Origin of the sequence: Streptomyces cyaneus, assembly GCF_004028635.1 — a bacterium.
GTDB lineage: Bacteria > Actinomycetota > Actinomycetes > Streptomycetales > Streptomycetaceae > Streptomyces > Streptomyces cyaneus.
Genome location: NZ_ML138678.1, coordinates 510,437 through 522,404, shown reverse-complemented (window position 1 = coordinate 522,404; position 11,968 = coordinate 510,437). Strand labels below are relative to the sequence as shown.

Genomic DNA, 11,968 nt, shown 5'->3' with positions numbered 1-11,968 from the left:
AGCACAGGGGAGACCCCCGGGCGGCTCGGCTCCGTATACCTCGACGGTGCCGTGCTCCGGCCGGCTGCCGGGGCACGTGAGCCGGTCACGAATCCGTACGGGGCGATCCGGCTCACCGGCCTTCGACGACCGGTTCACGGTTGCGGGTCAGCGCCGGATTTGCACCGGCTTCCCCCTGTACGGGTGTGATGACGACGCCGTCACTCTACCGGCCCGTAGGGGAACGACTGAGGGGAGGCTGTGCGCGGGGATAGGTTCGGGCGCATGGGGATCACGGGGAGGGCGGGACGGCGGCTGCTCGGTTCGGGGCGCGCGTCCGACGTGTACGAGATCGACGAGGCGTGGGTGCTGCGCCACGACCGGGAGGGCTACTCCGACGGACTCGCCGAGGCCGCTCTGATGGAGCGGCTGCGCGCCCACGGCTACCCGGTGCCCCGCGTACGGATCGCCGACTCCTCGCGCTCCGAGCTGGTCATGGAGCGGCTGTACGGCCCGACGATGCTGGAGGCCTTCGTCGCCGGGCGGATCGACGCGCGCGAGGGCGGGGGCATCCTGGCCCGCCTCCTGCGGCAACTGCACGCCGTCCCCGGCCGCGTGGTCCACCTGGACCTCCACCCGGAGAACGTGATGCTCACTCCCGACGGCCCCCGTGTCATCGACTGGGCCAACGCGGAGCAGGGCGACCCGGGTCTGGACTGGGGCATGTCCGCGATGATCCTCGCGCAGGCGGCCCTCGCCGACGAGCAGTTCGCCGCGCCCGCCCGCGCGATGCTCACCACCCTCCTCGCCGACCCCGGCGACCTCACCGAGGACGGCCTCACGCAGGCCCGGCGCCGACGCGCCGCCAACCCGACGATGACCGTGCGCGAGGTGGAAGTGCTCGGTGAGGCGGAGGAGTTGATCCGGTCCTTCATGGCCTAGGCGGGCGCGGAGTGGGTCCGCCGAAGGCCAGATGGAGGACCCGCGAGGACAGCAGCCAGGTGCCGTCCGGCGACCTGTGGAACGTGTCCTCGTAGTGGCCCACCTGGACCGGGGGGCCCGGTGGGATCAGGTCGCCCTCGTGGCCGTCGACGCGGTACGTCGTGAAGTACGAGGTCGCCGTCGCGGTGTCGGGGGACGTCACCGTGACGAGGATGTTGGACATCAGGCGGCGCGAGAGACGGTCGGCGGGACGGGAGCCGAAGTACGCGCGCAACGCGTCCCGCCCCCGGACGACCCGCTTGCCCGCCGGCCACTCCCAGGTGCCGTCCTCGGTGAACAGCTCGGCGACGGAGGACGGTTCGCCGAGGTCGAGTCGGTGGACGAAGCCGACGACGATGCGCTCGCAGGCGCGTTCGGCGAGCAGGTGCTCAAGGCAGTCAAGTGGCTCCATGGGTATGTATTAAACGGGCGGGACCGAGGGCCGCGGTTCGGCTGGATTTCGCCCATGGCGGTCGACCGGTGTTGCCGAGCTCCACCACGAGGGTGTGCGTGACTCCCCTCGCGGCCTCGGTCTGTCTCTTGCGGATGAACCGGTATCGGGCGACGTCAGGATGCGCGGCGTGTCGGGCGACTCCATCATGTGGGTACGACCTACGGCGCGCATGATCGCCGCCCTGGGCCGTTGTGATCACTGTGCTGTCAAAAGTAAACGTGCACTTTGCGCCGATTGGCTCCTGACATGGCTGGAATGGTCCGGCGGAGGGCGGCAATCCTCTACCGTTTGGTCGGTGCGAGCGGCCCTCGGGGACGCGCAACCGTCACCCCATGACATTGCGTCTTACGGAAAACCCTTGGTCCGTCGCTACAGACGGCTGGTTTGTGTGTCGACTGGCGCCCTGACGGGCGGGATGCTGGTTCCTGGGTCCCGCTCCGGGCGGCCGCGGCGCTGGCGACGGGAGGCACACCTGGTGTTGGGAAGTGTCGAGAGCGGCGATGGTGGGAGGCTGCTCTCCTTCGAGACGTCGGGGGACCCGAAGGGGCACCCGGTGTTCTTGCTGCATGGCACTCCGGGCAGCAGGGTCGGACCGCGTCCACGCACCATCGACCTCTACAAACTGGGCATCCGGCTCATCTCCTACGACCGCCCGGGATATGGGGAATCACACCGGTTGAAGGGCCGCACCGTCGATCACGCCGCCGCGGACGTGGAGGCCATCGCCGACCACCTGAAGATCGACCACTTCTCCGTGGTCGGTCGTTCCGGCGGCGGGCCGCACGCGCTGGCCTGCGCCGCGCTGCTCGCGAATCGGGTGGCGAGCGCCGCCGCGCTGGTCAGTATCGCGCCTCCCGATGCCGAGGGGCTGAACTGGTTCGAGGGGATGGCCGAATCCAACGTCATCGCCTACGAGGCCGCTACCGCGGCGCTCGACGAGGGTTCCGTGGAATGCCTGGACCGGCTCAAGGCCAACTTGGCCAGCAACGCGGATGCCATCCGTGACAACCCTGAATCGCTGTTGGGCTTGCTGACCCCGGAGATGCCCACGGCCGACAAGGCCGTGGTGGGGCATGGCGGGATCCGAGGTCTGCTCCTCGCCAACTACCAGACCAGCGTGGTGCGTTCCTCCTTCGGATGGCTCGACGACGTGCTGTCCTTCCGGCGGGACTGGGGCTTCGAGCCGGGCAAGATCGTCGAGGTGCCACTGCTGCTGTGGCACGGTGAGCACGACACCTTCTCGCCCGTCGGCCACTTCCGTTGGCTGGCCGACCGCATCCCCTCGGCGACCCCCGTGCTGAAACCCGAGGCAGCCCACTTCGCCGCGCTGCCGGCCGTACCGGAAATACTCGCCTGGCTTCGTGACCGTGCCCGCGAACGCTTCGGGGCCGCCGTGTAGGGGTTCCGGCGGCCCGTCCGGGCCCGCCGGAGTTCGGAGCACCGCTGAGCGCTCGCCGGTGGGCGGCGAGCGCCTCGCGGATCGGATCGGATCAGACCGGGTGAGGGTCGAACTCCCAGCCCGAACGGCTCCACTCGCGCAGGGCCGAAGCGCGGGGATGGTCGGCCCCGAGCCGGGCGGTGAGCGCGCCGAGCACTTCCTCTCGCAGCCGTTCGGCGGCCTCGGCCTCTCCCAGCTCGTTCAGGACCACCGCGAGGTTGGCCGCGCAGACCAGTGGGGCGGGGTGCTGGTCGTCGTCGAGGACATCGCGGAGCCGGTCCAGTACCTCCTCGTAGGTCGCGCGGGCCAGTTCACGCTGACCCAGTGCGGCCTGGGCGTTGGCGAGGTTCATCCGGCACATCAGCGTGAACGGGTGGTCGTCGTCGAAGATCTGCGCGAAGACCCTCGCCGCCTGCTCGGCGTGCGCCAGGGAGGATGCCGCCTCGTTGGCCGTGTAGAGCAGCACGGCCAGGTTCGCGTAACAGGCTGCCGTATAGGGGTGCTGGTCGTGGAAGAACCGACGACAGTCGTCCAGGACCCGGCGGGCCAGTTCGAGGGCCTCCTCGGTACGGCCTTGAGCGCCCAGTACCCCGGCCAGGCTCAGCTGGAGCAGCAGCCGGTTGGGTGAGGCCGACCCTTCGTCGGCGGGCAGACTGGACAGCACCGCGAGCGTCAGTTCCTCCGCATCCTGTGCCCGGCCCAGCTGGCGCAGGGCGCCCGACAGCGCCTTGCCTGCGTTGATGGTGGTGGGAGAGGACGGGCCGAACTGCTCGTTGGCCAGGCATTGGCTGTAGGTACGCCGCAACTGGAGCTCGGATCCGGCGTAGTCGCCGCAGTCGAGCAGGTCGCGGGCGTAGCTGATGGTTGATTCGCGCGTCCAGGCGTGTTCCGCGCCCAGGATCTTGCTCCGCGTGTCCATCGTCGTGCGGTCCAGCCGCAGGGCGTCCGTGTACTGGCCCAGCACTCGTAGACACACGGCGTAATTGTTGGCCGCCATGAGGCTGCGCGGATGGTCTTCGCCGAACAGCTCGAGAAACCGCTCGTGGTTGAGGCGGTCGCGTTCCAGTGCCTCGCTGTACCGGCCCAGACCTCGAAGGTCGGCCGCCACACCGCCGGACGTCATGAGGATGTGCAGATCGTGCGGGCTGTCCAGGACCGCTTCCTGGCGGTGCAGTACGTCCATGCCCATGTCCAGGGCCTCCTGGTACCTGCCCTGGGCGCGCAGGATGTTGGCGATCTGGAAGCCCATGTGGAGCACCCAGCGCTCGTCGGGCCCGCTGCGTTCGACCCAGCCCTGATGAACACGCGTGCTCAGGTCGTAAGCCTGCTTCAGCTCGCCACGGCGGCGCAACTGGCGCACCCGGTCCACGATCAGCTTGCGGATGCCGTAGTCGGGCGCCGTCAGGGCCCACGGAGTTCCCAGGTGCGGCCAGATGATGCGGTAACGGTCCCAGGTGTTGTGGTCCTCGGGGTCGTCCTGTTCGGGACGGGCGGCCACCAGGGTGCGGAACACTACGTCCCGGGTGGCCTCCTGCTCCGTCTCCGTCATGTTCAGGCGCACCGACATCTGCACCAGGCGGTGCACGCGGAGACTGCGCGACTTGCGGTCCACCGTGGCCAGTGAGAGCCGGCTCAGCTCCTGGAATGCGCGTGCGATCATTTCCGTGCTGTCGAAGGCGCGCGGGCGGAACTCCTGATCGCCCCGGCTGTCCTGGCCGGTGAGGGACTGTGCGATCTGCGTGCTCTGCAGCAGATCCATGGAGATCGGTTCCGGGCTGAACCAGGCGGCCAGTTTGAGCAGTTGAACCGCCGGCGGAAAGTTCTTGTTGAGCTGCCCGATGGCCACGCTCCAGGTCTTGGAGACGTCGAGCAGCCGGTCGTCAGGGCTCAGGCCGGCCGTGTCGGCGGCGGGCTGGCGCTCGAGGAGCTTGACGTACTCGTGGGTCTGAAGGCCGCTCTCCTTGAGCACGGCGGCCGCGTGTTCGACGGCCAGCGGCAGATCGCCGAGGGCGGAGGCCACTTCGTCGGCCTCCTCGGTGCTGCACTCGGTGAGCCTGCGCTTGAGGTGTGCCACGCTCTCGTCGCGTTCGAACACGCTGACATCGACGATCTCCGCATAGCGTTCCCAGCCCTCGGAGCGCTGACTGGTGATCAGGACGTGGCCGAACTTGTTGCTCACCAGAAGGTCGGACAGATCGTTCACGTGTTCGACGTTGTCGAGGATCAGCAACCAGCGACTGTAGGGCCGGCCCAGACGCAGCGCGTCCTTGACGCCGGTCGCCGTCGCCGTCGGGTTCTTGCGCTCGGCGACGTCCAGATGGCTTGCCAGCCCCGCGAACTGCTCCACCGCGAGGTTTCGCTGATCGGCCTGGATGTGCCAGACGACGTCGTAGTCGCTCTTGAAACGGTGGGCGAACTCCAGGGCCAGCATCGTCTTGCCCACCCCGCCCATGCCGCGCAGGAGCACCGTGTGGTTGCCCGCCCGCAGCCGCTCGCGCAGAGACCCCAGCAGCCGCTCGCGTCCGGTGAAGGACGGGTTGCGGATCGGCATGGAGAACACCGACGGCTCGGCCCCGGGGAAGCGGGGACCGCCGTCGCTTGCGGCGGCCGGGCTGTACAGCGGCTGTGTCGGGGCATCCAGGGCGTTCAGCAGCGCTTGCCGGGCGGCCTCCTCGTTGGAGCCGAAACGGGCCAGATCCGCGGCGCCGCGATCGGAGAACGGCGGGCTCATCCGTACGTCGTCCACGCGGACGGTCACCAGGCTGCGCCGTTTGCCCAGGCCGTCGACGGCGTCGGTGGCCTCCCACGCCGCGCGTGCTTCCGCGGAATCCCGGTAGGCGTGGGACAGCACCGCGAGGGTCCGGGTGGCCGACTTCATCGCCGGCTCGGGGACAGCGCGTTCGGACGGATGGGGGGTGCCATGGGGCAGCAGATGCACCTGGAAGCCCACGGACTTGAGCGTGAACTCGATCCAGTCGGCCCAGGTGCGGTCGTCGGGCACGAAGCTGACATGGATGTCGGTGTTCTCCAGCGGTCTGGGCCGCTTGTACAGGGCGAGGACCCGCTTGCGCTCCGCGTCGTCCAAGCGGGGCAGTGCGGTGACCTCACCCTCGGAGATGACATCCGTCAGCCGTTCGCACGCGGCGAGCATCGAGGTGGGGCTGCCGGGGGCGTCACGGAACGGCGCCAGCAATTCCTCGTAGGCGTAGAAGGGCCGGTAGGGGATCTCCACCTTGCCCCAGTACTCCTGGGCGTCCAGCGCGCAGTGGCGACGCACGATGTCGGCGAACTTCGCCCGCATCTGCTCCCGTGCCGCCTCCAGGCGGTCGGCCTCCCCGTTCGCGTCCTCCACGCGCATGGGGACCGGAATGATGCGGATGCCCCGATTCCCGTAGAGACTGTCGATCTTCTGCGCCACGGCCTGTGCGCCGTCCATCCCCTGGCTACTGGGTGTGAAGGCGACGACCAGGGCGTCCGGCAGCAGCACGGTGCACACGTCGGAGACATCGCTCAGGCCGGTGCGGCTGTCGATCAGGACGTAGTCGTAGTTCTGGGTGAGTTCACGCTTCAGCGCCTCGACGAAGACCGGACCGTGCCAGGTGTGGTCCAAAAAGCGCATCCAGTCGAACTGCGAGTACGCCGACAGGTACTGCTTGTTCTGCGTCCCGGGCGAGACATAGTCCAGCCGCCCGCCGCCGGGAAACTCCCAGTCGACCGGGATCACACAGTGGTTGAAGCGGGCCTGAGTGGCCACCCACGCCGCTTCGGCGGTCTCCCACTCCACCTGCGCGTGGCTCTCCGGCTGCCTGCGCTGCTCCAGCACGGTCTGGTTGAAGTGCAGGAAGAGGTCGATGACCCCTTGCGCGGTCCGTAACCGGTCGCGGTCCAGGAAGGGATGCAGAAAGCGGTCCAGGCCGGGCGCGTCCAGGTCCCAGTCGACGACCAGCACCCGCTTTCCCCCCGAGGCCAGGATCCAGGCGGTGTTGGCGAGGGACATGGTGCGACCGGTGCCGCCCTTGTACGAGTAGAAGGTGACGATCTTCCCCCCGGCCGCATCCCGCGCATCCGCAGTCCGAGTGCCCGCACTCGCGCCCGCGTCGTTCTCGTCAGTCACTGGTTGGCCTCCGAACCCCGTGACTCCGCGCCGGGCCGGACGACGGGCGCGGGAAATCATCCTGGATGGAATCGAGATACCGCAAATAGCAACTCTTCGCCAACTCCGCGAACAGCCAGGCGAAGACATCGGCTTTCGCGATACCTCGTGCGGCGGTACCGCGAGCTGTGTGGGGCCGGTGCCGGGACAGATGCTGCTCCAGCAGTCCCAGCAGCCGTTCCTCGTCGCGCCGGGTCTGTGGGTCGTCCTCCGCCAGCACCGCCATCACCGCCAGCCAGGGCCGGTTGGCCTCATTGATGCGTTGCACCTGCTCCGCGGTCCTGAGGTCACCCAGCACCCACGCGTCGACCACGAGCACCCAGGGAGCGAAGGGCCGAACGGGTTCTCGCGAGGAGCCGTCGTGGGCGATGCTCTCGTAGGCCTTCTCGAACGGCACCAGTTCCGGCTCGAAGCCGAGATTGCGGGCGAGAGCGAAAGCCTGCTGGGTCAGTGATCCGGGTGCGGTGCGGTAAGGCCGCCATGATTCGGTGTCCGGTCCGTAGGAGGCCGCCTCACGCCCCGGCGGAAGCCTGCTGGTGCTCGGCGCGAGGACCGTGATCCGCAGGGCGGGTTTCGACGGCTGGGGCGCGAACGCGTCCTCCAGGCCGCGGCGATCGGTCAGCTGCTCGGCGCTGACCGGACGGGCCGGCGAGTCCGCCCAGGCCCGCGCGATGCGCTCGGCCAGCCGCCCCACGACCTGGTGATACGTGTCCGGGTCGTCCTTCTCGACCACCATGAGCCGGTAGAGACCGGACTCGGCGTAGGGGTCCGGTGCGTGCCGCTCCTCGTCCCCGCCGCCGTGCGGCAGATGGGTGGGGATGTCCAGGGCGGCCAGCGGCACTGTGGTGCCGGCGGTGGGCGGGATCCACAGGACGGGGACCACGGCCCGGCCGTAGTCCGGGCCGACCCGCTGCTTGAAGGCGGTCCACTGGCGCCCGCACAGCGGATCGGTGAAGTATCGCGGGGCGTACAGCGGAACGAAGACACGGCAGGCCGCCAGCGCCGAGCGCCATGCGTCGGACGGTGCGTCCGGGAGGTCCACGTGACCGGCCTGCTCCGCGTCCACCCCGATCAGCCGGGCCACCCGCTGCCTGAGCTCCTCGAAGAAGGTGAAGACCGGCCTGTCGGGGTCGGGCTGTCGAGGTCCCGGAGTGCGGGCGTAACTGAGGAAGAAGGCCGGAGTCGCGTCCGTCATGAGTCCCCCTGAGTGCACGGTGCGAAGACATTGCTCAGGTCGTCGAAGAGGTTGACGTCACAGGGCCTGAGCCGGGCCAGCGTGGCGACGTCGACGATCCGCTCGGCGATCAGCCACACGGTTCGCCGGTATTTGCGCCACTGCCCGGCCTCCATCAGGCCCCGCAGCCCCAGACGCTTGTAGTCCTCGTCGAGGTCGGAGCCGTGATACTGGAAGGGCTGGACGACGTCGGGCAGGACGAACCGGTCCGGCGAGGTCCACAGCACCGGGACGATCGCGCTGACGGTGTAGGGCTCGCAGCGGTGGTGCTCGGCCTGCCGTCGGACGAATCCGTCGAACTCCATTCCGCACCAGCGGCTGTTGAAGTACTGCGGTGAATACACCGGCACGAAGACCCGGCAGGTGGCCAAAGCCTCCTTCAGGTCCTTCTCCCACTCGACGCCCAGGGGCATGCGCTTGTCGAGGAAACCGACCGGAGTCGTTCCGTCGTGCGTGGTCAGCTGGAGGACGAACTGGCCCAGCAGCTCGTGAAACTCGTCCTGCCGTTTGTCCGGCGCACGCAGGCCGGCGGCGCGGGAGTGCACTTGTCCGTAGCTGTGGAAGAAATACGGAACCTGAGAGTCAGCCGGGCGGCCGGATAAATGGGATTCGGTCACCTGCGCTGCCCCCTCCAGCCGTGCGGTGCTCCTTGAACCATTCCACAGCCAAGTCCACCGAATGAGCCATAGGGAGGAGCCGGGCAATTCCTGCGCCCACCCGGCCGCGCCGGACCACGCCACGCCCCGTGTCCGTGCGCTGACGCTCCAGCCAGGCCCCCAGCCGCCCGAAGTCCCGGTCGTCCAGGGCCACGTCCTCGAACGACAGCCACCGCCGCCCGGGTTGCCCGTCGGCCTGCCGGCCGTCGGTGACGACGCAGTCGTAGCGACGCACGGGCGGGTCGGGCGAGCGGTACTCGCCGAGGTGGAAGGCCGTGCACGACTCGAAGCCCACGCCCAGCAACAGGACGCGCGTCCCGAGCCGGTAGAGCAGCCCCAGCGGGGAGGCCTCCCCGAGAAGGCAGTCGAGCGGGTGGTCCCGGGTGATGGCCTCGGCCAGCGGCCCCACCGCGGCCAGCGAGGTCTGCGGGTGCGTGCTGCGCCGGGCCCCCGGAGTCCTGCGCACCAGCTCGGCGACGGCACCCATTCCGGTGCTGGGTGTGGTGGTCGCGTCGAATCCCGGCATCGCCTGCCGGAAGGCGTCGATCTCCTCGGCGGTCATGCCCTGGACGCGTTCGCGGTGGGTGCGGGACGACAGGGAGTTGGCCGCCGTGAACGTCGGTACGACGATGGTGCCCTCGGCGCCGACGGCGGCGCGCAGTGCTTCGACGACGGTCGCCGCCCCCTGCGCTGTCGGGCCGATGCGGCGCAGTGAGGAATGCACCAGGACGACGTCGCCCGAGCGCAGTCCGAGGGCCCGGAGGTCGTCGGCGAGCGCGCGGCTGGTGTACGCCGCCGTCATGAGCCGTCGATCAGCGAGCCGACGGCCGCCCGGATGCCCGCCGCAAGGCGCAGGCCGACGGGCGTGGGGGCATCGCTCTCGGCGGCGAAGGTGTCCAGGGCGGCGAGCGCGCGCTCCCCCCAGTGAGCCGCCCGGTCCAGGGCAGCCGGTCCCGGACGGGCATGCCATGCGCGGGCCGGCGCCAGGTGGGCGTACGCCTGTCGCAGTGCCGCCTCCTGGCCCGTGCCACCGAGGTCGTGCAGGTCGCGCAGCGCCGCGAACTTCGCGTACTGCCATTCCTGGAGCAGGGTCAGGACGAGGTCCTGTGCGGTGTCGGGCGGTGCCAGTGCCAGGGCGCCGAAGGGCGGGCGGGAGGCGTCCTGCGCCGGCTCGCTGTCGAGGAGCACCAGTGTGTTCACCCCGGCCGCGAGGGCGGCGGCCTGGTGCGGGTGCCGGCGTGAGAGGAGGCCCCAGGCTGCTTCGAGGGGCCGCCGCCATGCCGCCGCGAGGTCGGGCAGCGCCCCCGCGCCCGTCGGGCGGAGGGTGTTCGACTCCAGGCTCGCCTCGAAGCCACCGAGCGAAAGGCGTTGTACGGGTTCCCAGACCGCCCCGTCGCCGTCGGCCCGCCACACGCGTACGCCGTCGGTGCCCACCCGGACCCCCTCCCTGGACCGGAGGGACCCCCCGTTCGGCAGCAGCCGTAGCCGACCGACCGAGGGCAGGCGCAGGATGTCGTGGGTGCCCACCGGGAGAGTGAGCTCCAGGCGTTGCCCTGCGCGGAAGGCCGCGGCCAGGGCGAGCACCTCGAGGAACTCGGGGTCCGGCACGGTCTGCTCGCGTGCGTCGGCGGAACACGCCCTCACCGCCCAGGCGTGGACCGCGGGGTCCGCGAGCACGAGGTCGAGGGCGGGGCCGTCCAGCTCCAGCAGAGCCTGCCAGCTGTCCTGCGAGCCGACGCCGGCGCGGTGCAGATAGGCCAGCATCGAGCGGCGCAAGTCCAACTGGGCTTCCGACAGGCGCAGTACGGCCGCGTGCTCCGGTGCGCCGCCGACGGTGAGCGCGCCGATGTCGGCGTGCAGCGGCACAGCGTGCGGCTGTGCCGGGTGGGCGGACGACTGTATGTGCTGGATGAGCTTGAGCAGGTCGGCGCAGTACACGGAAGGGTTGACGAAGCCGCTGCCGGATCTGTACCGGTGCCCGTAGAGCCCTCCGCCGCAGATGCTCACCACCGGGCATGCCCTGCACTGCGCGGACAGTCCGTCCAGGCCCAGGGCGCGAGCCTGGAAGCCGGGGTGCCGGGCGGCCTCGTCGAAGCTGTTGACCAGGACGTGATAGCCGGTCTCCGGGGCGCCCTCGGCCACCGTCTTGAGCCAGTCGGCCTGCTCGATCGCCCCGTCGGTCTCTATCACCAGCAGATCGGGACTGCCCAGCCCGAGCGCCTCGGTGAAACCGGGCTCGCCCATCGCCGCGGCCTCCACCGACTCGAACACGCGGATGCTGAACGGTCTGTCGTCCGCGTTCCACCGCTCGTACGCGGTGATCAGCCAGTCCGCGTAGTCCGTGGTGCCGTGCGGACGGTCCGGCGGGTGGTCCCATGTGGCGTGGGGGAGGAGGAAGTCCACACGCGGAGGCCGTACTTCGGCCAACGCGCCATACACCGCGTCCGGGTCGTTGGACACGTCCACGGTGCACAACAGGCCCGCGAACGCCGGACGATGGGCGGGCTGTCCGAGCAGTCGCACCGCTCGCACCGTGTCGTCGTAACTGCCCGACCCGTCGGCCCGTACCCGGTGGCGGTCGTGGGAATCCCGGTCCCCGTCCAGCGAGACGCCCGCATGGATGCGCTCACGTACCAGCAGCGCGCAGAACTCGTCGTCGAGGAGCAGCCCGTTGGTCTGCATACGCAGGTCGAGTACGGCGATGCCGTCCAGCGAGCGGCGCAGCTCACGGGCCAGGGCAGCCAGCCGTTCGGGTCCGGCGAGCAGGGGCTCACCGCCGTGCAGTACCACGGTGACCCGATTCAGCCGGTGCGAGCGCGCATGCTCGGCGATGCGCTCGGCGGTGGCCCGGACGATGCGCGGCGCCATCACCCGGGGACGACGGCGCCAGCTCTGATCGGCGTGCCGATAGACATAACAGTGGTCACAGGCCAGGTCGCAGCGGCTGTGGACCTTCACCACGAACTGACGGAAGGGCCGTGCTGCCATGGGCACCGGCACGTCGTCCGCGCTCCGTTTCAGACGGAGGAATTAAATCCTGCGGGCGCGTTGTCGCCGATCGACGAGGCCCGCC

The 11,968-nt window shown here is 69.9% G+C and carries 8 protein-coding genes and 1 riboswitch; of the genes, 2 read left to right on the top strand and 6 right to left on the bottom strand.

The window, feature by feature from the left end; genetic code table 11:
• Positions 1–82: 82 nt before the first annotated feature.
• Positions 83–233, bottom strand: a riboswitch (cobalamin riboswitch).
• Positions 234–264: 31 nt separating this feature from the next.
• Positions 265–921, top strand: coding sequence for a phosphotransferase (locus tag EHO50_RS02335; protein ID WP_128428096.1), 657 nt, complete (start codon positions 265–267; stop codon positions 919–921).
• Here EHO50_RS02335 and EHO50_RS02330 read toward each other — a convergent pair.
• Positions 911–1,372, bottom strand: a complete 462-nt coding sequence (locus tag EHO50_RS02330; RefSeq protein ID WP_128428095.1) for a nuclear transport factor 2 family protein — start codon at positions 1,370–1,372, stop codon at positions 911–913. The genes EHO50_RS02335 and EHO50_RS02330 overlap by 11 nt on opposite strands.
• A gap of 595 nt (positions 1,373–1,967) precedes the next feature.
• On the opposite strand from EHO50_RS02330, the gene EHO50_RS02325 reads away from it, so the two are divergent.
• Positions 1,968–2,813, top strand: coding sequence for an alpha/beta fold hydrolase (locus EHO50_RS02325; RefSeq protein ID WP_342786892.1), 846 nt, complete (start codon positions 1,968–1,970; stop codon positions 2,811–2,813).
• A gap of 91 nt (positions 2,814–2,904) precedes the next feature.
• Here the strand turns inward: EHO50_RS02325 and fxsT are convergent, their stop codons facing one another.
• From fxsT to EHO50_RS02300, 5 genes are read right to left on the bottom strand one after another with little or no spacing between them, the layout of a single operon-like run.
• Entirely contained in the window at positions 2,905–6,966 is a 4,062-nt protein-coding gene (fxsT, locus tag EHO50_RS02320) for an FxSxx-COOH system tetratricopeptide repeat protein (RefSeq protein ID WP_246100990.1), read from the bottom strand.
• A complete protein-coding gene (locus tag EHO50_RS02315; RefSeq protein WP_128428093.1) occupies positions 6,959–8,200 on the bottom strand; it encodes a TIR-like protein FxsC in 1,242 nt (413 codons plus the stop codon). The genes fxsT and EHO50_RS02315 overlap by 8 nt, the downstream gene beginning before the upstream one ends.
• On the bottom strand, positions 8,197–8,856 hold the full coding sequence (locus EHO50_RS02310) for a TIR-like protein FxsC (protein ID WP_164904728.1): 660 nt from the start codon (positions 8,854–8,856) through the stop codon (positions 8,197–8,199). The genes EHO50_RS02315 and EHO50_RS02310 overlap by 4 nt, the downstream gene beginning before the upstream one ends.
• On the bottom strand, positions 8,822–9,697 hold the full coding sequence (locus EHO50_RS02305; RefSeq protein ID WP_128428092.1) for an AAC(3) family N-acetyltransferase: 876 nt from the start codon (positions 9,695–9,697) through the stop codon (positions 8,822–8,824). Before EHO50_RS02305 ends, EHO50_RS02310 begins: the two co-directional genes overlap by 35 nt.
• Positions 9,694–11,883 (bottom strand): FxsB family cyclophane-forming radical SAM/SPASM peptide maturase, encoded by a 2,190-nt coding sequence (locus EHO50_RS02300; RefSeq protein WP_246100988.1) that lies wholly within the window; start codon positions 11,881–11,883, stop codon positions 9,694–9,696. The genes EHO50_RS02305 and EHO50_RS02300 overlap by 4 nt, the downstream gene beginning before the upstream one ends.
• Positions 11,884–11,968: the final 85 nt, after the last annotated feature.